This is a genomic window from Ginsengibacter hankyongi, assembly GCF_008710285.1.
GTDB lineage: Bacteria > Bacteroidota > Bacteroidia > Chitinophagales > Chitinophagaceae > Ginsengibacter > Ginsengibacter hankyongi.
This window is the reverse complement of record NZ_VYQF01000002.1, coordinates 152888-176617: the sequence shown is the minus strand read 5'-3', so window position 1 is coordinate 176617 and position 23730 is coordinate 152888. Positions and strand designations below refer to the sequence as shown.

Annotated in this window: 23 protein-coding genes; 13 read left to right on the top strand and 10 right to left on the bottom strand. The window is 35.8% G+C overall.

Annotated elements, in window-relative coordinates; all coding sequences use genetic code 11:
• Positions 1-59 precede the first annotated feature (59 nt).
• From FW778_RS10290 to FW778_RS10270, 5 genes are all read left to right on the top strand, one after another.
• A complete protein-coding gene (locus tag FW778_RS10290; protein WP_150414621.1) occupies positions 60-1244 on the top strand; it encodes a M20 metallopeptidase family protein in 1185 nt (394 codons plus the stop codon).
• 75 nt (positions 1245-1319) lie between these two features.
• Entirely contained in the window at positions 1320-3665 is a 2346-nt protein-coding gene (locus FW778_RS10285; RefSeq protein WP_150414620.1) for an NADP-dependent malic enzyme, read from the top strand.
• Positions 3666-3718: 53 nt separating this feature from the next.
• Complete coding sequence (locus tag FW778_RS10280) at positions 3719-4456, top strand: MlaE family ABC transporter permease (protein WP_150414619.1); 738 nt, start codon at positions 3719-3721, stop codon at positions 4454-4456.
• A 124-nt stretch (positions 4457-4580) separates the two neighbouring features.
• Entirely contained in the window at positions 4581-5444 is an 864-nt protein-coding gene (locus FW778_RS10275; protein WP_150414618.1) for an ABC transporter ATP-binding protein, read from the top strand.
• A 107-nt stretch (positions 5445-5551) separates the two neighbouring features.
• On the top strand, positions 5552-6280 hold the full coding sequence (locus tag FW778_RS10270; protein ID WP_150414617.1) for a hypothetical protein: 729 nt from the start codon (positions 5552-5554) through the stop codon (positions 6278-6280).
• A gap of 12 nt (positions 6281-6292) precedes the next feature.
• Here FW778_RS10270 and FW778_RS10265 read toward each other — a convergent pair whose 3' ends face one another.
• The 4 genes from FW778_RS10265 to FW778_RS10255 form a co-directional block, all read right to left on the bottom strand.
• Positions 6293-6634 (bottom strand): T9SS type A sorting domain-containing protein, encoded by a 342-nt coding sequence (locus FW778_RS10265; protein WP_202552179.1) that lies wholly within the window; start codon positions 6632-6634, stop codon positions 6293-6295.
• Positions 6635-6808: 174 nt separating this feature from the next.
• Positions 6809-7279, bottom strand: coding sequence for a redoxin domain-containing protein (locus FW778_RS10260; protein ID WP_150414615.1), 471 nt, complete (start codon positions 7277-7279; stop codon positions 6809-6811).
• Positions 7280-7417: 138 nt separating this feature from the next.
• Positions 7418-7579: a hypothetical protein gene (locus FW778_RS23105; RefSeq protein WP_202552178.1), complete on the bottom strand. Its 162-nt coding sequence runs from the start codon at positions 7577-7579 to the stop codon at positions 7418-7420.
• An 83-nt stretch (positions 7580-7662) separates the two neighbouring features.
• Positions 7663-10485 (bottom strand): TolB family protein, encoded by a 2823-nt coding sequence (locus FW778_RS10255; RefSeq protein WP_150414614.1) that lies wholly within the window; start codon positions 10483-10485, stop codon positions 7663-7665.
• A gap of 171 nt (positions 10486-10656) precedes the next feature.
• Between FW778_RS10255 and FW778_RS10250 the strand changes: the two genes are divergently transcribed.
• The 5 genes from FW778_RS10250 (at position 10657) to FW778_RS10230 (ending at position 16015) form a co-directional block, all read left to right on the top strand.
• Positions 10657-11094: a hypothetical protein gene (locus FW778_RS10250; protein ID WP_150414613.1), complete on the top strand. Its 438-nt coding sequence runs from the start codon at positions 10657-10659 to the stop codon at positions 11092-11094.
• 94 nt (positions 11095-11188) lie between these two features.
• Positions 11189-12286, top strand: a complete 1098-nt coding sequence (locus FW778_RS10245; protein ID WP_150414612.1) for a Nif3-like dinuclear metal center hexameric protein — start codon at positions 11189-11191, stop codon at positions 12284-12286.
• Between the two features lie 47 nt (positions 12287-12333).
• Positions 12334-13089 (top strand): zinc ribbon domain-containing protein, encoded by a 756-nt coding sequence (locus tag FW778_RS10240; protein ID WP_150414611.1) that lies wholly within the window; start codon positions 12334-12336, stop codon positions 13087-13089.
• Positions 13090-13234: 145 nt separating this feature from the next.
• The gene (recN, locus tag FW778_RS10235) at positions 13235-14911 is read left to right on the top strand and encodes a DNA repair protein RecN (protein WP_150414610.1); all 1677 of its coding nucleotides are present in this window, start codon (positions 13235-13237) and stop codon (positions 14909-14911) included.
• Between the two features lie 291 nt (positions 14912-15202).
• Complete coding sequence (locus tag FW778_RS10230; RefSeq protein ID WP_150414609.1) at positions 15203-16015, top strand: enoyl-ACP reductase FabI; 813 nt, start codon at positions 15203-15205, stop codon at positions 16013-16015.
• 421 nt (positions 16016-16436) lie between these two features.
• Here the strand turns inward: FW778_RS10230 and FW778_RS10225 are convergent, their stop codons facing one another.
• Complete coding sequence (locus FW778_RS10225) at positions 16437-16661, bottom strand: DUF2795 domain-containing protein (protein ID WP_150414608.1); 225 nt, start codon at positions 16659-16661, stop codon at positions 16437-16439.
• A 197-nt stretch (positions 16662-16858) separates the two neighbouring features.
• Here FW778_RS10225 and FW778_RS10220 point away from each other — a divergent pair, with 197 nt between their 5' ends.
• Positions 16859-17509, top strand: coding sequence for an ABC transporter ATP-binding protein (locus FW778_RS10220; RefSeq protein ID WP_150414607.1), 651 nt, complete (start codon positions 16859-16861; stop codon positions 17507-17509).
• 21 nt (positions 17510-17530) lie between these two features.
• Here the strand turns inward: FW778_RS10220 and FW778_RS10215 are convergent, their stop codons facing one another.
• The 3 genes from FW778_RS10215 to gatC all read right to left on the bottom strand — a co-directional run bounded on the left by FW778_RS10215 (position 17531) and on the right by gatC (position 19225).
• Complete coding sequence (locus tag FW778_RS10215) at positions 17531-18109, bottom strand: cob(I)yrinic acid a,c-diamide adenosyltransferase (RefSeq protein ID WP_150414606.1); 579 nt, start codon at positions 18107-18109, stop codon at positions 17531-17533.
• Positions 18110-18133: 24 nt separating this feature from the next.
• Positions 18134-18838, bottom strand: a complete 705-nt coding sequence (locus FW778_RS10210) for an ABC transporter ATP-binding protein (protein WP_150414605.1) — start codon at positions 18836-18838, stop codon at positions 18134-18136.
• A 93-nt stretch (positions 18839-18931) separates the two neighbouring features.
• The gene (gatC, locus tag FW778_RS10205; protein ID WP_150414604.1) at positions 18932-19225 is read right to left on the bottom strand and encodes an Asp-tRNA(Asn)/Glu-tRNA(Gln) amidotransferase subunit GatC; all 294 of its coding nucleotides are present in this window, start codon (positions 19223-19225) and stop codon (positions 18932-18934) included.
• A gap of 34 nt (positions 19226-19259) precedes the next feature.
• On the opposite strand from gatC, the gene trpS reads away from it, so the two are divergent.
• Positions 19260-20348 carry a tryptophan--tRNA ligase gene (gene trpS, locus FW778_RS10200; RefSeq protein WP_235906194.1) on the top strand — a complete coding sequence of 363 codons (1089 nt, stop codon included), beginning with the start codon at positions 19260-19262 and terminating at the stop codon, positions 20346-20348.
• Positions 20349-20436: 88 nt separating this feature from the next.
• Entirely contained in the window at positions 20437-21072 is a 636-nt protein-coding gene (locus FW778_RS10195; protein WP_150414603.1) for a deoxynucleoside kinase, read from the top strand.
• A gap of 160 nt (positions 21073-21232) precedes the next feature.
• Here the strand turns inward: FW778_RS10195 and FW778_RS10190 are convergent, their stop codons facing one another.
• Positions 21233-21646 carry a hypothetical protein gene (locus FW778_RS10190; RefSeq protein WP_150414602.1) on the bottom strand — a complete coding sequence of 138 codons (414 nt, stop codon included), beginning with the start codon at positions 21644-21646 and terminating at the stop codon, positions 21233-21235.
• 300 nt (positions 21647-21946) lie between these two features.
• Complete coding sequence (gene pckA / locus FW778_RS10185) at positions 21947-23551, bottom strand: phosphoenolpyruvate carboxykinase (ATP) (RefSeq protein ID WP_150414601.1); 1605 nt, start codon at positions 23549-23551, stop codon at positions 21947-21949.
• Positions 23552-23730: the final 179 nt, after the last annotated feature.

The window sequence follows — 23730 nt, the reverse complement described above, 5'->3', positions numbered from 1 at the left end:
TTACAGAAACTCTTTTATTTTTGGAGAAATAAAAGATGCGTGCAACTTAAAAATGTAGAATGATACAAGATAAAATAAAACAACTGGCTTCAAAATATGCAAATGAATTTATTGATGTTCGTCATTACCTGCATGCTCATCCGGAATTGAGTTTCAGCGAATTTGAAACGTCTGAATTTGTACAGGAAAAATTAAAAAGCTGGGGTATAGAATATAAGGTAATGGCAACTACCGGAGTCGTTGGAATCATCAAAGGAAAAAATCCCAATGAAAAAGTTATCGCGTTGCGAGCGGATATGGATGCTTTACCTATTAAAGAATTAAATGATGTTGAATACCGCTCCAAAAAAATTGGAGTAATGCACGCATGTGGCCACGATGTTCATACAACTTGCCTTTTGGGAGCAGCAAAAATTTTAAATGAGTTAAACGAAGAATGGTCGGGTACAATTAAATTAATTTTTCAGCCAGGCGAAGAAAAAAATCCGGGCGGAGCCAGCATTTTAATAAAAGAAGGTGTTTTGGAAAATCCTGCTCCACAGGCGATTTTTGCCTTACATGTTAATCCTTCATTACCGGTTGGAAAATTAAGCTTTCGCAGCGGAATGGTGATGGCGAGCGCCGATGAAATTTATATAACCATAAAAGGAAAAGGTGGTCATGCTGCAGCGCCGCATTTAACGGCTGATACAATTCTTGTGGCTTCTCAGCTCGTTGTAAATCTTCAACAGGTTGTAAGCAGAAAGAATGATCCTTTTAATCCATGTGTATTATCAATAACTTCTATACAAGGCGGTAACACTACCAATGTTATCCCTGCCGAAGTTAAGCTCATTGGAACGTTCAGGGCAATGAATGAAGAATGGCGATTTAAAGCGCATGAACTTATAAAAAATATCTGTAAAAATACCGCTGAAATGGGCGGCGCAGAAATTGATGTGCATATCGATGTCGGTTATCCTTTTGTAATTAATAATGAGCAACTAACAATGACGGCTAAACGCAATGCGATAGCTTTTGCCGGAATTGAAAATGTAGAAGAAACCGAAATGCGGATGGGCGCAGAAGATTTTGCTTTTTATTCCCACAAAATACCGGCCTGTTTTTTCAGGCTTGGTGTTGGTAATATTGAAAAGAAAATAACATCCGGTGTTCATACCCCTACCTTTAATATTGATGAGGCCGCCATTGAGAATGGCATTGGAATTATGGCATGGCTGGCTGCATCAGCTTCAATTACTTAAATAAACTACATTAAGTATCTTTACTTTCACTAAAAGGAACAGTGGGCGTATAATCGCTGCACTTTAACATTAAGTATGCAAAAACAATTTCGAAAACAGGAAGCGCTTGATTATCATTCAAAAGGAAGGCCGGGTAAAATAGAAGTGATTCCTACCAAAGCAACCAAAACCCAAAGAGATCTTTCTCTTGCTTATTCTCCCGGCGTAGCCATTCCCTGTCTTGAAATAAAGGATGATCCTGAAAGTGTTTATCAATACACAGCAAAAGGAAATTTAGTGGGAGTTATAAGTAATGGCACTGCGGTTCTGGGACTAGGTGATATAGGGCCCGAAGCAGGAAAACCTGTTATGGAAGGTAAGGGTGTGTTATTTAAAATATTTGCAGATATTGATGTATTTGATATCGAGATTAATGAAAAAGATCCGGAGAAATTTGTAGAAATAGTTGCTGCATTAGAACCAACTTTTGGCGGTATTAACCTGGAAGATATAAAAGCTCCTGAATGTTTTTATATCGAACAAAAATTAAAGGAAAGGCTGAAGATTCCGGTAATGCACGACGACCAACATGGTACAGCAATTATAAGTTCTGCGGCCTTATTGAATGCGTTGGAAATTCAGCGTAAAAAAATAGATAAGGTGAAGTTTGTGGTAAATGGAGCGGGGGCTGCTGCTATGGCTTGCATACAACTTTATGAAGCGTTGGGAGCTAAGGCTTCTAATTTTGTAATGTTCGACAGGAAGGGAGTTATACATGCCGGTAGGCCTGGACTCGAGGAACCTAAAAAAAGATTTGCTCAAACAACCAATTCCAGCCAGACGCTTGCTGATGCAATGAAAGATGCCGATGTATTTATTGGGCTGAGCGTAGGAAATGTTATAACTCCTGAAATGGTTAAAAGCATGGCTAAGAATCCTATTGTTTTCGCTTTGGCTAATCCCGATCCTGAAATTGCTTATGAAAAAGCAACAGCTGTAAGAAAAGATCTTATTATGGCTACAGGCAGAAGTGATTATCCTAACCAGGTTAATAATGTTTTGGGTTTTCCCTATATTTTTCGTGGTGCCCTTGACGTTAGAGCCACGCAGATTAATGAAGCAATGAAACTTGCAGCTGTGAAAGCTTTGGCAGATTTGACAAAATCTGTGGTTCCTGATATAGTAATTCTTGCCTACAATGAAAAAAGTATAGTTTTTGGCCCCAATTATATTATTCCTAAACCACTTGATAACCGTCTCCTTTCAACAGTTGCGCCCGCAGTTGCTAAAGCTGCTATGGACAGCGGCATTGCCCGGTTACCGATAACCGACTGGAATGAATACGCAAATAAATTAAATGAAAGGTTAGGTATAGATAACCAGTTATTGAGAATTATCGGAAATAAAGCAAGAAAAAACCCGAAGAGGGTTGTATTTGCAGAAGCAGAAAATCAAAAAATATTAAAAACAGCACAGCTTGTTCAGGATGAAGGTTTCGCATACCCTATACTGTTAGGTGATCCTAAAAACATAGCCGCCATCGCCCTGGAAAACGGTATTGACCTCGACGGCATTCCTATAATAGACCCCAAGGGTGACGAGGCAGAGGATCAAAGAGCGGAATACGCGGAAATATTTTTTGCAAAACGCCAACGCAAAGGATTTAATTATTATGAGTCAAAAAAAATAATGCGGGATCGTTTATATTTTGGTTGCATGATGGTTGAAACGGGTGAAGCAGACGCGATGATATCCGGCCTTTCAAAAAATTACCCTGATACAATCCGGCCGGCTCTACAAATTATTGGCCTTGAAGAAGGCTCAAAAAAAGTGGCCGGTATGTATATCATCATGACCAAAAAAGGCCCTCTATTTCTTGCAGATACTACCGTAAATTTCAATCCGACGGCTGAAGAACTAGCCGATATAACAATGATGGTAGCCAAAGAAATAAGAAACTTTGGTATTACACCGGTAATTGCAATGTTAAGTTATTCCAACTTTGGTAGCAGCAATTCCCCGGAAGCTAAATTAGTAGCGCAGGCAAGAGAAATAGTTAAACAAAAAGATCCGGCACTTATAGTGGATGGAGAAGTACAGGCCAATGTTGCATTTAATAAAGAGGTAATAAAAGACAATTATCCGTTTAGCGAGCTGGTAAATAACGATGTGAATGTGCTTATATTCCCCAATCTCGCGTCGGGTAATGTGGCCTATAATCTTTTGCAGGAAGTGGGCGGCTTTGATGCCATAGGGCCGGTATTATTGGGATTGAGTAAGCCGGTGCATATCCTTCAATTAGGCAGCCAGGTGCGCAGTATATTCAATATGGTTTTGATTGCCGTGGTAGATGCACAAATGAAATGCGAAAATAAAATCGGGGCAGAAGAATCATCACCAAGGCGATGGAGAAAGTTTAAAAAGGTAACACCCGGAGTGTAAAAAAACTTTAGTTCGAATTCAAACACGTTCATTAAAAATATTTTAAAAATAAGATGACTTTTTTTTCCACGATCGGGGGCTATATTTTAATGATTAAAGGGATGTTTACAAAGCCCGAAAATTTGAAAATGTACTGGAAAGAGCTCATGCATCAGTCTGTAGAAATTGGCATGGGTTCACTGGGTATAGTTGCGGTTATTTCTGTTTTTATGGGTGCTGTAAGTGCCGTTCAAACTTCCTACCAGCTTACCAGTCCTATACTTCCAAAAGAAACGATTGCTTATATTGTTCGTGATACAGTTATACTTGAATTTGCCCCGACGTTGGTATGTATTGTGCTCGCGGGAGTTATAGGTAGTAAAATTGCCGGTGAGCTAGGAAACATGAGAGTAAGCGAACAAATTGATGCTCTTGAAATAATGGGCATTAATACCAAATCGTACCTGGTCTTGCCAAAAATTCTTGCTGCACTTATTACTATTCCTTTATTGGTAATACTCGCAATGGTATTAGGAATTTACGGGGGAAGATTGGCCGGTAGCCTTGGAGGAATTCTTTCAACAGATATTTATGACAGGGGACTGATTCAAAATTTCGTTTCTAAAAATGTGTGGTTCGGCCTTAGTAAGGCGTATACTTTTGCGTTTATAATCAGCAGCGTTTCTTCGTTTTACGGTTATCATGTAAAAGGCGGTGCTTTGGAAATTGGGCGAGCCAGTACGACGGCGGTAATTACAAGCTGTATTCTTATTTTATTTGCAGATTATATACTTGCTTTTTTCTTATTATAAGGAATCATTTGAAGAAACCTGGTTGCACTGCAGTTGATAAAAAATTGTCAGGTACGCTTTATCGTTAGGATTAAATATTAAAATATTCAATGTTATAAAATAAATAAATGCTTTTACTTTAATTATGATAGAAATTAAAAATGTGAGTAAAGGGTTTGGTGAAAAAGAAATTCTCACTAATGTGAGTGCAGTAATGGAAACGGGTAAAACTAATCTTATTATAGGAACCAGCGGAAGTGGTAAAACTGTTTTGCAAAAATGTATGGTGGGTCTTTTTGAAGTAGACAAAGGTGAAATAATTTTTGATGGTAAAAGCTTAACGAACATGCAGGAAGAGGAGCGAAAAGAATTACGGCAGCAGATTGGAATGCTCTTCCAGGGCTCAGCTCTTTTTGATAGTATGACTGTTCAACGAAATGTAAAATTCCCGTTGGATATGTTTACTAACTGGAGCCACGCAAAAAAAATGGAAAGAGTGAATGATGTACTGGACAGGGTAAACCTGAAAGATACCAATAACAAATTCCCTGCTGAAATAAGCGGCGGTATGAAAAAAAGAGTAGGGATTGCACGGGCTATTGTATTGAAACCAAAATATTTATTTTGTGATGAACCCAATTCCGGCCTCGATCCTCAAACTTCGATGGTTATTGATAAATTGATTCATGAAATAACCAAAGAAAATAATATTACAACAGTTATTAATACGCACGACATGAATAGCGTAATGGAAATAGGTGAAAATATTCTATATCTATACGAAGGAAAAAAAGAGTGGGAGGGCACTAAGAAAGATATCATTTTCAGTAAACATGAAAAATTAAATGAATTCATTTTTGCTTCCGAATTTTTGAGGGACGCTAAAGATATGAGAATGCTTGAAGCGAAAGGCATAATAGATAACGACCGGAATATGGAGCAAATTCTTCGTGACGGCGGCGCCAGCCTTGTAGTTGATGAAGGCGATAAAGGTAATCCCGATAAATGAGACGAAAAGATTTATTACAGCCATTTATATAAATACTATACCCTTTATTTAAGACAGCAATTTTTGTTATTATTTTTATCTAACTTTTGTTTACAAAAATTGCTTTTGTGAAAAAACTATTTACTTTAATTGTAATAATATTTATTGCAACATCATTTAATTATCCTCAAGGTAGCCGGGAAGTTTTAAAAAAAATGCACGATAAGTATGCAGGGAAATGGTACAAAACTTTCTCATTCAATCAAACAACTGAAATCTACCACAACGATAGCCTGAAGCGGACAGAAACGTGGTATGAGAATATAAAATTTCCTAATGATTTCCGGATTGATTTTGGAAATCCTGGCAGTGGTAATGCCGTAATTTTTAAAAATGATTCATCTTATTTATTTAGAAATTCAGAAAGAACAAGTGTTCGACCCAATGATGATGATCTTTTATTTTTATTAGGCGGAATGTATTTTTATCCGTTTGATAGTGTATTGGCAAAAATGAACTCCTTTGGATATGACCTTAATAAATTTCATGAGAATATATGGAAAGGAGTGGCTGTATATGTTATTGGCGCAGATAAAAACCAGGATTCAGTAAATCAAATATGGATTGAGAAGGAAAATTTAAACCCCGTTAGATTGCTTAAATATGTAAACAATACAAAAGAAGAAGCGCTGTTTGAAAACCATGTAAAATTAGATAGCGGCTTTACTGAAACACTCGTATATTTTTATATCAATAATAAATTAATACAGGTTGAAAAGTATCATGATTTAAAAGCGAACGTGGAAATTAATCCTGCAATTTTTGATATTGAAAACTTTGTAAAATTGAAATTGTAAAAGAGAGAAAAATTATTTTACAACCTGGAACTTCCCGGATTCTACAATATTTCCCTTCACATCACGTACCTGGAAAATATAAACACCACGGTAATATTCAGTGAGAGGAACTGTAATTTTTTGTTCTGAGGGTTTCAACTCGGTCATCTTCTTACCTATAAAGTTGTAAATAGCCAGGGTATAAGACTTATCGTAATCCTTTTTAAATTCAAAGTTTATGAAGCTTGCTGCGGGGTTTGGATAAAATTTAACTGTCTGTACGCCATCATCATTAATGAAGGTTGATTTAACCTGCGCAGTGCTGCTGAAGTGAAAACCCGCAATAAAAATAAATATGTAAAAAATTCTTTTCAAATACTTAATTTGATATTTGGATTAAAGTTACAACTTTTATTATAGGATCAAAACACCCTTTTCAATTATAACAAACTAATGGATGTTTTGTCAAAGTAAAACGTAAGATTGGAGCCTAAATTGTAATCGCTCAAAAAATTATATGAAATATTCTTTTTAGCAGTTGAAAAACAGCTACTTAAGTTTAGACAGGCAATCTGTTACTGCGCGGTAATTTGGTTCTTCTCCAGCATTTTCGAGCACTTCAGCATATTGTATTTCACCTTTCGTATCAATTACAAAGGCACTTCGTTTACTTACTCCTTTCATACCCATGGTAAAAGTATCATAAAGACATCCGTACTTTTCCGAAACAACTTTATTAAAATCGCTGAGCAGCGGGAAATTAAGTTTCTGATCCTCTTTAAACTTCGCCAATGTTTGAGGCGAATCGACAGATATAGCCAATACATTTGCATTGCTGTTATCATAAAGGCTGATGTTATCTCTCACATTACAAAGCTCTTTTGTGCAAACTCCGGTAAAGGCTAAAGGAAAAAATAATAAGACTACATTTTTGCCTCTGTAATTTTCTAATGATACAAGTTGTTTTTCTGAACTATACAGGGAAAAATCAGGGGCAATTGAGCCGATTTCAATTTTCATCTGGTTAAATTAAATGGTCAAAAACATAAATTTTTAAGGAATTAATTGCGGCCAGAAAAATATCTGGTGCTACGAGAGATTTATAATCAAAAATTAATAAACCTTATAAAATGGATAAAGCAAACGCCTCCGAAACACTTACCATACTTCGTAAGCAAGCAATTCGTTTTCAATTTTTATACGCTTTCCTTCCATTATAATAATTACACATGCTGCAGCGGTAATTGCAGCCACGGCAAAAAAATAAAAAGCGCTCTTACCTTTTTTTCTTTCTTTTTTAGAATGACATGAATTGCCCATAACAAATACTTTTCAATAAATAACAAGGCTGTAAATTAATAAAAATCGTGCCATAAGAAAAATGATTTTGAACGTTAAACAGGTTACTGGTTGAAAATATTAACAGGCAAGATTACTTCAAAGCGGTTTCTTCCACCTCCGCCAAATAAATCATTATCGAGTAGCCTGCTATATCTTAAACCGATAGTTATTGATGCTTCATCCCACCATTTGGTGTCAAAATAAATTTCAGCACCGGCCGATCTGAAACTTGCAGAAAACTTATTGCCATTGTTATAGAAATCGTGCACCTCGGTATCATCAAAAAACAAATTGGACCGTACCCGAAGCAGGTAAATAATATTTGCAAATCCCGCATCCGGATAAAGTAATGGGAAACTATAATTAGCTCCCCATTTATACATTTCATATAAATTTATTGAGCTGTATCCACGTGAAAATGGAAATCCGCTGGAGAAACTTATTTCACCGATCGAATCTTTTTTAAGATAAGCTCCGTTCAACAAAATACTATGTGTTTTTAAAAAGCCCGGAAAGTACAAATTGCCATTGGCCATAAATTGATAACCTTTGTATTTTGATACGGGTGCTTTGTAATTAATATTTAGTGTTTGAGCAAAACGTGGATAGATCTGTTGGACCGCCTGTTGAATTTGGTGAGAAAAGGATATAAAATTACTACTGTAGCCATAAGAAATTTTACCCAGTGTATCTTTATAGGCGTCTCTATAATTGGTTTGATTAAAAACGTATTGCGACCCAAAATTTAGAAAGGTGAATGAGCGTCCTTTACTGAAATTTAAAGGAATGTTGAATCCTGCAAACGGCTCGAGTTCATTGAAGGTAACAGCGTTTCCATGATAGAATGTGCGTCGCTCAAAACTATAATTTATACCGGCGGATAGAAAAGGGAAAAAGCCGCCATAGGTTCCGCTAAAACCTATTTCTTTGTATTTTTCGGCTCGATCATAAGTGAATGAAAATTGTGATTGTAAGGTGTTGAGAATATTTTCGCTTAACAGATTTAAGGAATAAACAGGATCGTTTGCAGAAGGCTCAATACTGTGAAAATTAAAAAGCTTAAATGCTTTAGGATATTTTGTAAATGAAAATGTATCGTTAGGGACGCTATATAATAAATTGGAATTGGTTTTTTGTAATGTGGTTATACCAAAGCTGGAAGTATTTTTATCCAGGTAACCGGGTTTCATTTCTTTAAATTCCAGATTTTTTTTTGAAACTTCTTTTAACCGGTATCCTTCTGCGGTAAAGGCGGTCCATATTATATTTTCAGCGTTTACGGAAGGTTCATATTTCCCAAATCCGGTATCCTGTTCATGCTTTATCTTCCATAATTTATTATCCGAAAATGTGTAGGCAAACAGTTCATCATTTTTTTGATAAGAATAAGAAAAATAAAGCGTGTCGTTAAATAAATATGGAAAGCCTATAACGTTATAGGAAAAAGGAGTAAGGTAGCTGGATTCCCCATCATCAATATCGATAACGGCAATCGACATTTTACCTTCCGGATTTCTTACGGCCGAAATAATTTTTTTATCCGTATAAAATTTTGGGTAAGTATAAAAGAGTTGATCAGGGTTAGCGATGGATTGGGTAACTTTTCCGGTTGCAGCATCTAATAATTTCAAAGTGCATTTTGTATCGGAAGATTCGTCCACAGCAATTACTTTTTTTCCATCTTCACTAATATCGGGAGAAAAATATTTTGTGCGGTTCGTAAGCGTTTGTTCTTTCCCGCTAGTTACATCAATAATCCGTAAATCGCTGTAATCCCTGTATCCCCATCTAATATCCGGCCGGTAAGTTGCAAAAATAATTTTTCCATTCCTGTAACTGAAATGGTTATCGATTGAATAATCTCTAATCTTTACCTTGTGTTCTTTACCTGCGGTGCGGATTATAAATTCGGGTACTTGATTGTAACTGCTTTTTACATAAATTAAAGAATCGTTTCCAATGTATGCCGGGTATTCTTCATCTTTATAAGGTTCCCTGCGGGTGCTTCTTACCGGATTTATATTTTCAAGGTTAAATTGTTTTCTAAAAAAATTAAGCGCATCATTTCTAAAAGTAACATAATTAACTCCTGAATATTTTTTTATTGCTTTTTGAAAAGGATAAAAAAGACCTTTGAGAGATGCAGCATCATGTGTTACATTTTCCCAAAATTTATCACCATATTTTTGCCTTCCATAAGCAACCAATAAAAACCCAAGTGGATAATGATTGGGAACAAAATCTTTGAAGGATCCATTCCTTAATTTCATCCAGCTATAATTTTTTCCTTCATGCCATAAAGCTCTGTAACCATTGTAGAAAAAGGGCAGACTTCCACGTCCCTGCCTGCTTACATTTGTTTCATTATAAACAGCATCACCTTCAAAAAACCAGTTAGGTATCGTTGCGTTGTTCGCCAGTGCCTGGCCTTCTTCTCCAAAAATATCGTACATAACTTTTGAAAGACCTACATTAAAATTATTGTATTGCTGAACATGCCTGTATTCGTGAATCGTAAGTTGGTCGGCCCATGGAAGGCTTCCTAATTCGAAACTATTTTGTAACGGAGTAAGAAAAAATTCGCTACGGAAAGGAGCAAGGCCCACATAAGCATTAGAAATTGTTGTTTGATTTTGAAGGACCAGGTTAATTTTTTTTGATTTCTTACCAATGGTATTTTGCATCGGGCCATTTATGAAGGAAATCGTATTACTAATTCTTTCGGCGGTAGTATCAAGCCCTTCGGGAAAAATGATTCTTGCAGTTGAAGAGTTTATTTGTTTCCATTTAATTGAAGCCGGACTTCCTCCAAAAACCTGTGCAAAGCTTTTTGAAGAAAACACGAGCAATAAAATGAAGATGAAATATTTTCGATAAAAAATCATATAATTTTCGTAGCGATGAAGATATGAAAATTGAAATGTAACGTGATCGCCCGCTTATTTAAAATGTTTCTTAATACTATTTATTGTTGATTTTCGTTTTTAAAATTATATAACACTAATTAAATTCTTATATTGTAGTTATAAAGAAAGAAAACCTTAAAAACTTTGATTATGGGAAAATATTTTTCTTTTTTTATCCTATGTTTTATGTTGCTTGGCATTTCCTGCAAAAAATTTACTGATGCATCCAATAATCCGCTGTTAGAACAATATTTCGAAACTAATGTACTTAACAGGAATTTTGTGGTGAGCCTTGCAAAAGATAGTAGTAACGATATCACATCAACTTATAGCGGCGATGTCTTTGTACTCTTAAAAACCGACTTATACCACGGGCCTTTACAAGCGACTAAAGGAGGTGTTGTTTACACCGGGTCCTGGAGCTGTAACAGCGATTACAGCCAGTTGGTAATTACTTTGCCTAATCCCCCATCGGAATTTGTTTTTTTAACCAGGAAATGGCGCTTCACCAGTAAAAATCTTCCCACGATGAAACTCGCTCCCTGGGGCTCAAGCGCTCCGGTGGCTTTAAATATGTACAGGCAGTAGTATTTAGTTTCTGCTCATTTTGTAATAGTGTTTATCACTCTAGCCAAAGCCGGCATTGTGCCAAAGCAGTTTTATATCTTTGCAAAAAAATTTAATGAAAATAGCTGAAGTAATTAAATGCCTTGAGGACTTAGCACCGGTTAGCTTGCAGGAAGGTTATGATAATGCCGGACTTATTATTGGAAGTGCGAATGATGATTGCGAAGGTATTATTACAACGCTAGATGTAACTGAAGAGGTAATTGCGGAAGCCGTATCAAAAAAATGCAACCTCATCGTGGCTCATCACCCGATAATTTTTAAAGGATTAAAGAAGCTTAACGGAAAAAATTATGTGGAGCGTTCAGTTATCGCTGCTATAAAAAATAATATTGGTATTTATGCTATTCATACAAATCTCGATAATGTTATAAATGGAGTGAATTATACGATCGCTCAAAAATTAAATCTTCAAAATGTTGAAGTTCTTTCACCCAAAGAAAATACGCTAAAAAAGCTGGTTACATTTTCTCCAAATGCAAATGCCGAAGAAATAAGAAATGCATTGTTTACTGCAGGTGCAGGAACGATTGGCAAGTACAGTGAATGTAGTTATAATATTGAGGGAATGGGAACCTTTAAAGCCGGGGACGAGGCTGAGCCTTATGTAGGGGACATTGGTAGAAGGCATAGTGAAAATGAAACAAGAATCGAGGTTATTTTTCCCTCTTACCTTCAGGAACAAATAATTCAGTCTTTAAAGAAATCTCATCCTTACGAAGAGGTTGCTTTTGATATTTACCCGTTAAGCAATCATCGAAATGACGTAGGTAGCGGCCTGGTGGGCAATTTCAAGGAACCAGTTTCCGGGCAGGATTTACTTTCTCTTTTAAAAACGAGGTTCGGGCTTTCTGTAGTTCGCCATACTACATTACCCGGCAAAAAAATTACAAAAGTTGCGGTCTGTGGTGGCGCAGGCAGTTTTTTGATTCCCGCAGCAAAAGCAGCGGGAGTGGATGTTTACATCACTTCTGATGTAAAATATCATGAATTTTTTGACGCTGATAGTACTATTTTATTGGCTGATATAGGGCATTATGAAAGCGAGCAGTTCACAATTGACCTTTTAGCTGACATTATACGGCAAAAATTCCCTAACTTTGCCGTCCTAAAAACAGAAACTAAGACAAATCCTGTACATTATTTCTTTTAAAGGACAATTGTTTTAGCTTCTTAAATAATAAAAATCATTTAAAATATATGTCACAAGTAAAAGATTATTCTGTAGAAGAAAAATTATCCTCTCTTGTAAAACTGCAAAAGATTGATAGTAAACTTGACGGAATCCAGATTCTAAAAGGAGAATTACCGATTGAGGTTAGTGATCTTGAAGACGAAATTGCGGGCCTCAATGCAAGGCAAAACCGGATTGAAGAAGAAATGAATGGCATTCAGCAGTTTATTGAAGATAAAAAAACACTTATTAAAGATGCGCAGGAACTCATTAAAAAGTATGAGAAGCAAAGCGATAACGTAAAAAATAACCGTGAATTTGAGGCCGTTAATAAGGAAATAGAAATGCAAACGCTGGAAGTAAAACTTGCAGAAAAGCATATTAAAGATGCAACAGAAGATATAGCAGAAAAAGCCAAGCAACTCGAACTTGCTAAAAAAGCAGTTGCTACTAAAGAAACCAACCTGAAAGGGAAAAAAGGCGAACTGGAAAAGATTATTGCTGAAACTGATAAGGAAGAAAAAAATTATAACAAGCAGGCTGCTGCAGCAAGAGAACATGTGGATGAAAGATTATTGGCAAGCTACGACAGGATACGTAAAAATTATCGCAACGGCCTGGCTGTAGTGCCCGTTGAAAGGGATTCCTGCGGTGGATGTTTTAATGCTATTCCTCCACAAAAGCAAAGCGATATTAAGCAAAGAAAGAAAATTATCGTTTGTGAAAACTGTGGAAGAATTCTCGTTGATGATGAATTGAACGATGCAGTAGAAATAAAATAAATCATTGGTTGATATAAAAAACCTGGAGGGCGCTTTTGCGCCCTTTTTTATTTCCTATATTTTTGGGTTGGTAAAATTTTATGATTAAGCTGTAATATTAAGATTGCTACAGTAAATTATTATTAATGTAATTTCCCTTTTCAAAATGCTTCAGCAATTACACATACAGAATTACGCAATAATCGATTCGATCGAAATTAATTTTTCTTCTCATCTTAATATTATTACGGGTGAAACAGGCGCGGGTAAAAGCATTTTAATGGGCGCTTTGAATCTTATTTTAGGAGAAAGGGCCGATACATTAGTGTTGGCCGATAAAGAAAAAAAATGTTTTATAGAAGGCATATTTAAAACCAATCATGCACCCGTTAAAGAATTTTTGCTGAATAACGAATTGGATTGTGATGAGGAATTGGTAATACGTCGTGAATTGGCGGTTAATGGTAAATCCCGGGCTTTTATTAATGACACGCCCGTAACATTGAACGAACTGAAGCAATTGTCTTCATTGCTTGTTGACCTGCATCAGCAATTTGATACGCAGGATTTGGGTAACAATGATTTTCAAAGAGAAGTAATTGATGCACTTGCAGGAAATACGAAAGATATTGAACAATATCAATCTGTTTATAAAAACTACCGGAATGTTTTAAAAGAACTTGAAACACTTAAGAACGAACAGGCTGCTGCCAACAAAGAATTTGATTATAATAAATTTTTATTTGATGAACTGGAAGAAGCAAATTTTTCAGAAAATGAAATTGAAGATATTGATGCAGAAATTAAGCTGATCAGTAATGCTGAAAATATTAAAGAAATTCTTTCATCAATATATTTTGAACTGGAAGAAAGTGAACAGCCAATTGTCCAAAACATAAAAGCTATCAGCCATAAATTACAAGGCCTCGAAAGTTATCACCATAATATAGAACCATTAACTAAAAGATTACAGTCAGTGCAAATTGAAATGCAGGATATAGCGTCTGAAGTCAGCAGTATCAACGAATCAGTAATTTATGATGTTGAAAAAATAAGTCTTTTGAATGAGCGTATGGCAGCGGGTTACAAGCTTTTAAAAAAACATGGGGTAACAACCACGGCGCAATTACTTGATATAAAAAATGAACTTGAAGCACAGCTTGATAAGGTAACTAATCTGAAAGATGATATTTTACAAAGAGAAAAACAATCAGCAGAACTTTATAATGAAGCCCTGAAAATTGCTGAAAAAATTTCTTTAAAAAGACAGAAGCAATTAAAGCCATTTGAGGAAAAAGTAAATCAACTTCTTAAGCAGGTAGGTATGCCCAATGCAAAATTGAAAGTAGATATTCAAAATGCTAATAACCTAAATCTTTTTGGAATCAATAACATCGAATTTTTATTTAATGCAAATATGCCTTCGGGTATTGAAAATAATAATCAAAGATTTGAACCTTTACGCAAAGTGGCAAGCGGGGGCGAATTAAGCCGGCTGATGCTTAGTATAAAATCGTTGGTTGCAAAAAGTGTTCAATTACCTGTTTTAATTTTTGATGAAATAGATAGCGGAATCAGTGGCGAAGCGGCAAGGCAGGTTGGTATTATTATGAAAGAACTTTCAGATGCGCACCAGGTAATTTCAATCACGCATCAACCACAAATTGCTGCTAAAGCAGAAACTCATTTTTTTGTGTATAAAGAAATTGTGAAGGATAAGATAATTACGTCCATCCGCCAGTTAAATGGGGATGAAAGAATAACCACCATTGCAAAAATGTTAAGCGGTGAAAAGCCTACTGCCGCTGCATTTGAGAATGCCCGGGAAATGATTGGCAATTAATTCAATTGAATGATCTTCTTCAAAAAAATATTGGTTTTATTAATTGTTATTGCTGCAATGTATCTTGCTTATTTTGTGGTAAACTTTTTAAAATCAAAAATTAAAGTGCATAGAAACATGGGCGCATTTTTATTGCTTTTGCTTTTATCTTTTGCATCGGTATTTCTCATTATTTTATTTCTTGGATTTTTTTTTAGCGAGTGCAGAAATTTTTTCTTTAAACATTAAGTATCTTATTTTTACCTGCACTAATCACACGAATAAACTGATAAACCAATTAACCAATTAAACATGTCATACAATTTACTCAAAGGAAAGAAGGGAATTATTTTCGGAGCACTCGATGAAAAATCACTAGCGTGGAAAACTGCAATTCGTTGTCATGAAGAAGGAGCAGAAATCATATTAACGAATGCGCCTGTTGCCATGAGACTGGGAGAAATTAATAAGCTTGCCGAAGCTATCAACGCAATTGTAATTCCGTGCGACGTTACTAGTAATGATGATATGCTTAACCTAATTACTAAATCAAAAGAACACTTCGGCGGTGGAATGGATTTTATTTTGCATTCGGTGGGTATGAGTTTGAATATGAGAAAAGGTAAGTCTTATACCGAAATTGATTATGGATTCAATCAAAAAACATTGGATATATCGGCAACAAGTTTGCATCGTCTACTGGCAACTGCTATGAAAGAGGATGCTATAAATGAGTGGGGAAGTGTTGTTGCGCTCACGTATATCGCTGCTCAAAGAGTATTTCCCGACTATAGTGAAATGGCTGATGCCAAAGCATTATTGGAAAGCATTACCCGCAGTTTTGGTTATCATTATGCATTAAAAAAACATGTAAGAGTAAATACAGTTTCCCAATCTCCAACTCGGACAACTGCCGGAAGTGGCGTAAAAGGTTTTGACGGATTTATAAATTATGCTGAGAAAATGAGCCCGTTAGGAAATGCTACAGCGGATGATTGTGCTAATTATATAGTTACACTTTTTAGCGATCTTACTAAATATGTCACCATGCAAAATCTTTTTCACGATGGAGGATTTTCATTTACCGGCGTTACTCAAAGTGTAATTGAGCAAATGGAGAAATGATAGATTAATTGTTTATTGTTCAATTGTCGTTTGTTGAACCTTTCAATTTTTTATACCTAAAATAAAAATAAATTAAATATCCTATTGAAAAAGTAATCAGTACAAATAACTCGGGTTGAGTAAAATTATTTTTTCTCAAATCGGTGGTAATTATCAAAGTTATAAAGCAAATAAACCAGGTAAAAGATAGAAAAAGTTTAGTGGTAGGTTTGAGTTTAGGTCCAATTAATTTTTTCAGGTATTGAGAAATCAAAAAGATTAATACAATTGATGTTAAAATAATTATCCATTCCACCGCTTTTAATTTGTTACCTCAATTTACCATTTTATTGGTTACAAGCAAGTAAGGCATTCCTAAAATAAAAAACCGTTCGGTTTTCCGAACGGCTCTTCTATCTGAAAAATACGTTAACGTAAATTATCAATATTCATCTTCATTAAAAAAGAAATCTTCCTGGCTGGGATAATCGGGCCAAATGTCTTCGAGGCCTTCATAAATTTCCCCACCTTCATCTTCCAACTCCTGCAGGTTTTCAACTACTTCAATCGGAGCGCCACTACGGATAGAATAATCAATCAATTCGTCTTTTGTTGCGGGCCACGGCGCGTCTTCAAGATGGGAGGCAAGTTCTAAAGTCCAAAACATATTTTTCTTTTTATCTAATAAATTAATAATTCGGGGATATCAATTTTCCGCAAAAGTAAAAGTTATATCGGGATTACCAAATATTGTTTTTTTAAATTGTTGTTACTAATGGATGAATAATTTTCTCAAAGGGATGCATGGATGCTTTTAATTATTTTTACGCTTCTCAAATTCTATTTAAACCTATACATTTAAATATGCTAAAAGCTACTGGAATATTTAAAAATTACGGCTCATTACAAGTATTAAAGGGAGTGGATATTGAAATTTCGAAAGGAGAAATCGTGAGCATTGCAGGATCTTCCGGAGCAGGGAAAAGTACTTTGCTACATATATTGGGTACACTTGATGTAGCTGATAAAGGTGAAATTTACCTTGACAATACGCCCGTTTTCAAATTAAACGGTAAAAAATTAGCGGCCTTCCGCAATAAGCATATTGGTTTTGTTTTTCAATTTCACCATTTATTGCCAGAATTTACTGCACTCGAAAACGTGTGTATTCCGGGATGGATTGCCGGGCGAAAAACCAAAGAGGTGCAGGAAAAGGCCCTACCACTTTTAGAATTGTTGGGTTTGAAAGATCGTTCAGAACATAAGCCCGGCGAGCTTTCGGGCGGGGAGCAACAGAGAGTAGCGGTTGCCAGGGCGCTCATTAATAATCCTTCTATTGTAATGGCAGATGAGCCAACGGGCAATCTGGATTCTGCTAATGCAAAAGAGTTACATAATTTATTCATTGATTTGCGTAACCGATTTCAGCAGACTTTTTTAATTGTTACTCATAATGAAGAACTGGCGCAAATGAGTGACCGTATATTGCATATGAAAGATGGAAAGATGTTTTGAGGCAGAGCACCGGTAAAGATTCTATTTTTTTTTCGCAGTGCTAATGCGTGGTTTCCACACAATTTCAGGCACATTATGTAAATGGCAAACATATCTTGCCAGCACAAAAAGATAGTCGCTTAACCTGTTTAGATATTTTATTATTAAAGGATCTACATGGCCATCATGTGTCGCTAAGTTCACACAATATCTTTCGGCCCGGCGGCAAACAGATCTGGCAATGTGAGTGATAGACGCTGAAGAATGTCCTCCCGGTAAAATAAAATGTTTCATTTCCGGAAGTGTTTCATTCATGGTGTCGATTTCTTTTTCGAGTAAGGTAATGTCTGTCTCGTGCAAATCCGGGATGATTAATTTGGTTTCTTTTTGCGGATCACAAGCCAATGACGAACCGATAGTGAAAAGCCTGTCCTGTATTTCTTTTAAAATATGATTGGCGCTAAAATCATTTATGGCATCACTGATATAGCCTATCCATGAATTCAATTCATCTATTGTGCCATACGTTTCTATGCGCAGATCGCTTTTTAAAATTTTTGTGCCTCCGATAAGGCTTGTCTTTCCTTTATCCCCGGTTTTTGTGTATATTTTTTGAGACATAAAATTTCATTGAATAGGGAAGAGTTAGAGCGTTGCCATTGACTCTATATGAAGATTATCGCTTTCAATAAGTCCATCTTTTAATCTTATTATGCGATGAGCAAACTTGGCAATATCTTCCTCGTGCGTTACGAGTATCACCGTATTTCCTTCAGATTGAATCTTGCTAAAAATATTCATAATTTCAACTGAAGTTTTTGAGTCAAGATTTCCTGTTGGTTCATCTGCCAATATTATAGAAGGATTATTTACCAATGCTCTTGCAATAGCAACGCGTTGGTTCTGGCCACCCGACAATTCATTGGGTTTATGATGGCTTCGGTCGCTTAAGCCAACCCTATTAAGCATTTCAAGTGAAAGTTCCGTCCTGGCTTTTTTAGACGAACCGTTGTATACCAAAGGCAAGGCAACATTTTCTGCCGCAGTAAGTCTTGGCAATAAATTAAATTGTTGAAATACAAAACCAATTTCTTTATTACGAACTTCGGCAAGATCATCATCAGGCATTTTGCTTACATCTTTGCCATTAAGAATATAACGACCGGCCGTAGGTGAATCCAGGCAGCCCAGCAAATTCATTAAGGTAGATTTTCCACTTCCGCTGGGACCCATTAAAGCCACATATTCATTTTTAAATATTTCCAGTGAAATTCCTTTCAACACTTTTAGCTCCATCTTACCCATGAAGTAGCTTTTTTGTATGTTGTCCAGTTCTATAATTGAATTCATCGTATCTGTTTGTACAAGATTTTGTTAGCTTAATTTATAACAATATAGCAATTTCAATTTGCATATCAGTTAATTATTACATGGGCTTATTGGCTAATTATTCTTTATTACTTTGGGAACTTTAAAAAATTGCTCATCGTGCAAAGGCGCATTTTTAAAAGCATCTTCCCTGCTTATCATTCCGCTTACTTCATCTTCCCTTAAAATATTTATATTCTCACTCATGTGCAGCAAAGGTTCTACGCCGGTGGTATCCAGCTCATTCAGTTTATCAATAAAGCCAATCATTTGCTGCAGATCTTTTTTTATATCTTCTTTTTCCTGCTCATTAAATTCGAGCCGGGCCAGGTTGGCCAATTTATCAACCAGTTCGTCATTTACATTCATCAGGCAAATATAATTATCAATTAATAATTGATGATTGATAATTGACAACTGGCAAAGCGGTTATAATAGAATTCAACTTTCTTATCTTCGCCGTCTTATGGAAAAGAAGAAAGAAAACTTGTCTGCAGGCAGGCAGATTGTTATGAGCGGAATAAGGCCTACCGGCTTTTTGCACCTCGGAAATTATTTTGGAGCCATCCGCAATTATGTAAAAATGCAGGATAATTTTGAGTGTTATTTCATGGTCGCCGATCTTCATTCTTTAACTACGCACCCTGATACAAAGGGATTAAAAAGCAATGTACATAGGGTTTTGGCCGAAAATATTGCCTGTGGCCTCGATCCTGAAAAAGTTGCCTTATATTGCCAGAGCCATGTTTATCAAACCGGGGAATTATATCTTTATTTAAATATGCTTGCTTATAAAGGAGAGTTGGAAAAAACGGCCACGTTTAAAGATAAAGTCCGCCAACATCCTGATAATATTAATGCCGGATTGCTTACTTACCCCGTATTGATGGCTGCAGATATTTTAATTCATCGCGCCAGGTACGTGCCGGTTGGCAAAGACCAGGAGCAACATTTGGAAATTGCGAGAACCTATGTAAACCGGTTTAATCACCGCTATGGAGAAGTTTTTCCTGAACCGGTTGCTTATAATTTTAATGATAAATTAGTAAAAGTGCCTTCATTGGATGGAGGCGGCAAAATGAGCAAGAGTGAAAATAAACTGGCAACATTATACCTTTCCGATGAAGATGACGACATCCGGAAAAAAGTAATGAAAGCCAAGACAGATAGCGGTCCTACCCAACCAAATTCTCCAAAGCCTGATTACATTGAAAATTTATTTTTACTGATGAAATTAGTGAGCAATGAAGAAACCGTAAAGCATTTCGAAGAAAAATATAATGATTGTTCCATCCGCTATGGCGATATGAAAAAACAATTGGCAGAAGATATGGTAAATTTTATTTCGCCCATCCAGAAAAAAATAAACAGCATTCTGCAGGATGAAAAATATTTACAAAAAATAATGAAGCAGGGCGCGGAAAAAGCAATTGCCAACGCGGAAACAACAATGAAATTGGTAAGAAATGCTATGGGCCTTAATTATTATTAAATTTATATTACTTTTAAACAATTCGTAAACCAGTCAAAAAAATCAGCCCGCAATCCGAAGGTAAAAAATCTTAAATCTGAACAGGGAAATGGCAAAAACAAAAAAACCAAAACATATTGCAGTTGCCGGAAACATCGGTGCAGGGAAAACGACGCTGACTGAATTATTGAGTAAGCACTACAAGTGGATTCCACAATTTGAAGACGTAGATCATAATCCCTACCTGAACGATTTTTATGAAGACATGCCGCGGTGGAGCTTTAACCTGCAGGTATTTTTTTTAAACAGCAGGCTCAACCAACTTCTCGAAATTCAGCGTGGTACCGAGACCGTTATACAGGACAGGACTATTTACGAAGATGCTAATATTTTCGCTCCCAACCTTCATGATATGGGACTGATGACCAAAAGAGATTTTAGCAATTATTATACTTTTTTTGAAACACTTAAATCGATGGTGAAGCCGCCGGACCTTTTAATTTACCTGAATGCCTCAGTTCCTACATTGGTAGCTCAAATACAGAAAAGAGGCCGTGAATATGAAGAAAATATTCGCTTGGATTATCTTAAAAAGCTGAATGAATTTTATAACAAATGGATTAGCAGTTACAACGAAGGTCCATTGTTAATAATTGATGCAGACACTAATAAGTTTGCTGAAAAAGAAGAAGACCTTGGAATCATTATCAATAAAATCGACTCGCAATTATTTGGGTTGTTTTAAGGAATCATCATTTATTTACATCTAATTTTAAACCGTCAACCTTTCAGCGTTTAATTATGTAACCAGTTGGACGCAATTTAAGATTAAGCTAAAGCTATGCACAGTATATAACTTTTGGAAGTTTAGTGATTTGGTTTAGAGGTTTAGTTATTTTAGAAGCTTAGCGAATCTCACCTTGATTAATTATAAAAATTTCTTTTAAAAAATACACTACAGGTGATGCTACAGTACATCCTGTGGTTAATTCTCCGCTACTTATTTTTTTATAATCAATGGATACTCTCATTCCTACTTGCTTTAAACGAGGGTCAAGCCCTTTTACTTTTAAAACATTGGTATAGCTAATTCCATTTAATACAAGCGTATCTCCTACATGAGGAGTATTTGGATAAACATTGAAATCCAACAACCAATAATCATTGGTCTCATTTGTATCGCAGGTTTCTTTCCCAATTACGTAACCGGCTATATTGGAGTAATCGGGCTTAAACGGTTGTTTAGTGTTGCAGGATGAAAAAGTAGAATAAAAGACAACTAAAATTAAAATAAACAAATTAAGGAATCTGTTTTTCATGGTAGTAGTGGTCTTAATAATTTAGAGGTTAATTTGCAATTGGTAATACTAAGACAAAAATTTTATGGCATTCGCTGCTATGCCTTTTAAAAACACATCTAAATTTTAGGCGTTGCAGCCAGTATTTCGTCACTAACGCTGTCTTTATATTATATAACTTTTGGAAAGTTAAGTAGATGCTTTATAAAAATTATAGCCTCCAAAAAACTTTCCAAAAGTTTGAGCGTCTTATGAGTTATAACAATAATTAAAGCATGCACAGTTTTAATTTCTTACTGTACATGCCTTTTAAAAACACATCTAAATTTTAGGCACTGCAGCCAGTATTTCGTCACTAACGCTGTCTTTATATTTCTCAAAATTCTGAATGAAATAACGGGCAAGCCTGTTTGCAGTTTTAGTATATGCGTCTTTATCTTTCCAGGTAGATTCTGTGTTTAATATTTCTGACGAAACACCGGGACATTCTTCCGGTATCATCATTCCAAAAATTGAGTGCGGAGTATATTTTACATTATCAAGCTTTCCTTCCAACGCTGCAGTAATCATGGCTCTTGTATATTCAAGTTTCATTCTGCTGCCCACACCATAGCCACCGCCTGTCCAACCGGTATTTATCATCCACACGCTGACGTTATTATCTTTTATTTTTTTACCTAACATTGCCGCATACACGCCGGGATGCAGTGGCAAAAATGGAGCGCCAAAACATGCGCTGAATGTTGGTTTAGGTTCAATAACTCCTGCCTCAGTGCCTGCAACCTTTGCTGTGTAGCCACTTATAAACTGGTACATGGCCTGGCCCGGGGTTAGCTTACTTATCGGCGGTAAAATACCATAAGCATCGGCGGTAAGAAAGAAAATATTTTTGGGCGTTTTACCAATAGATGTTTCCAACACATTATTGATAAAATATAACGGATAACTCACCCTGGTGTTCTCTGTAATTTTCTTACTGGAGTAATCAATTGTGTTGGTACCTTCAATAAAGGTTACATTTTCAACTACTGCTCCGTACTTGATAGCATTATAAATATCGGGTTCTCTTTCTTTACTAAGGTCAATTGTTTTTGCATAGCATCCGCCCTCAAAATTGAATACAGAACCATTGTTCCATCCATGTTCATCATCTCCTATCAACATTCGTTTGGGGTCGGCGCTTAATGTGGTTTTACCCGTTCCGCTCAATCCAAAAAATATTGCAGTATCTCCTTTTTCTCCAACATTAGCTGAGCAATGCATGCTCAAAACATTTTTATCGTGGGGCAAAATATAATTTAGAATACTAAATATTGCCTTCTTCATTTCGCCGGTATATTGTGTGCCGCCGATTAGAATTATTTTTTTCGTAAAATTTACAATTACAAAATTTTTATGGGGTACTCCATCCGTTTTTGGATCCGCATAAAAATGAGGAACCTGAATTAAATGCCAGTCAATTTCAATTTCTTCCAGTTCTTTTTCTTCAACGCGTAAAAACATGTTGTACACAAAAAGATTACAACACGGGTTGGTATTAATTACCCTGATATTTAACCGGTAATCCTGGTCAGCGCATGCATAACAATCTCTAATCCACAACTTTTTATCACTTAAAAAATCCATTATTTTTCGATACAATAATTCAAAATATGTTTCATCAATAGGAATATTGAATTCATTCCAATTAATTGAACCGGCAGTTAATGCGTCTCTTACAATAAACCTGTCTTTAGGGCTTCTGCCGGTGAATTCTCCGGTATCAATAACCAATGCACCGGTATCACTTAGCATACCTTCACCTTTTGCAACAGCCTGGCCAATGAGTTCTTCGGGCGGTAATTGGTAAAATATATTTTCAGCAGATTTTAATCCCAGGTTAAATAGCAATTTTTTTGGAATAGCAAGCCTCGTTGGAACAGACATGAACACTTTACTGTTTGATTAGGGGCAAAAATAACTATTCAGTTTTTCCAGCTACTTTAAAACAGAGCCTTTTAAAGTGGTTTAATTTTACTAATTCGATGAAATGTTTATTTATCTCCAAGGACCTTTCAAAACCATTAAATAAAATCAGGGAAGAAATAAAAATTCTTAAAAAGAAT

Bases quoted from the DNA above. Each gene is read 5' to 3' on its own strand.
- pckA (WP_150414601.1), bottom strand. From the start codon at position 23,551: ATGTCTGTTCCAACGAGGCTTGCTATTCCAAAAAAATTGCTATTTAAC.
- FW778_RS10275 (WP_150414618.1), top strand. From the start codon at position 4,581: ATGATAGAAATTAAAAATGTGAGTAAAGGGTTTGGTGAAAAAGAAATT.
- FW778_RS10245 (WP_150414612.1), top strand. From the start codon at position 11,189: ATGAAAATAGCTGAAGTAATTAAATGCCTTGAGGACTTAGCACCGGTT.
- FW778_RS10290 (WP_150414621.1), top strand. From the start codon at position 60: ATGATACAAGATAAAATAAAACAACTGGCTTCAAAATATGCAAATGAA.
- gatC (WP_150414604.1), bottom strand. From the start codon at position 19,225: ATGAATGTAAATGACGAACTGGTTGATAAATTGGCCAACCTGGCCCGG.
- FW778_RS10285 (WP_150414620.1), top strand. From the start codon at position 1,320: ATGCAAAAACAATTTCGAAAACAGGAAGCGCTTGATTATCATTCAAAA.
- FW778_RS10210 (WP_150414605.1), bottom strand. From the start codon at position 18,838: ATGAATTCAATTATAGAACTGGACAACATACAAAAAAGCTACTTCATG.
- FW778_RS10230 (WP_150414609.1), top strand. From the start codon at position 15,203: ATGTCATACAATTTACTCAAAGGAAAGAAGGGAATTATTTTCGGAGCA.
- recN (WP_150414610.1), top strand. From the start codon at position 13,235: ATGCTTCAGCAATTACACATACAGAATTACGCAATAATCGATTCGATC.
- FW778_RS10240 (WP_150414611.1), top strand. From the start codon at position 12,334: ATGTCACAAGTAAAAGATTATTCTGTAGAAGAAAAATTATCCTCTCTT.
- FW778_RS10255 (WP_150414614.1), bottom strand. From the start codon at position 10,485: ATGATTTTTTATCGAAAATATTTCATCTTCATTTTATTGCTCGTGTTT.
- FW778_RS23105 (WP_202552178.1), bottom strand. From the start codon at position 7,579: ATGGGCAATTCATGTCATTCTAAAAAAGAAAGAAAAAAAGGTAAGAGC.
- FW778_RS10280 (WP_150414619.1), top strand. From the start codon at position 3,719: ATGACTTTTTTTTCCACGATCGGGGGCTATATTTTAATGATTAAAGGG.
- FW778_RS10250 (WP_150414613.1), top strand. From the start codon at position 10,657: ATGGGAAAATATTTTTCTTTTTTTATCCTATGTTTTATGTTGCTTGGC.
- FW778_RS10260 (WP_150414615.1), bottom strand. From the start codon at position 7,279: ATGAAAATTGAAATCGGCTCAATTGCCCCTGATTTTTCCCTGTATAGT.
- FW778_RS10215 (WP_150414606.1), bottom strand. From the start codon at position 18,109: ATGTCTCAAAAAATATACACAAAAACCGGGGATAAAGGAAAGACAAGC.
- FW778_RS10190 (WP_150414602.1), bottom strand. From the start codon at position 21,646: ATGAAAAACAGATTCCTTAATTTGTTTATTTTAATTTTAGTTGTCTTT.
- FW778_RS10220 (WP_150414607.1), top strand. From the start codon at position 16,859: ATGCTAAAAGCTACTGGAATATTTAAAAATTACGGCTCATTACAAGTA.
- FW778_RS10225 (WP_150414608.1), bottom strand. From the start codon at position 16,661: ATGTTTTGGACTTTAGAACTTGCCTCCCATCTTGAAGACGCGCCGTGG.
- FW778_RS10195 (WP_150414603.1), top strand. From the start codon at position 20,437: ATGGCAAAAACAAAAAAACCAAAACATATTGCAGTTGCCGGAAACATC.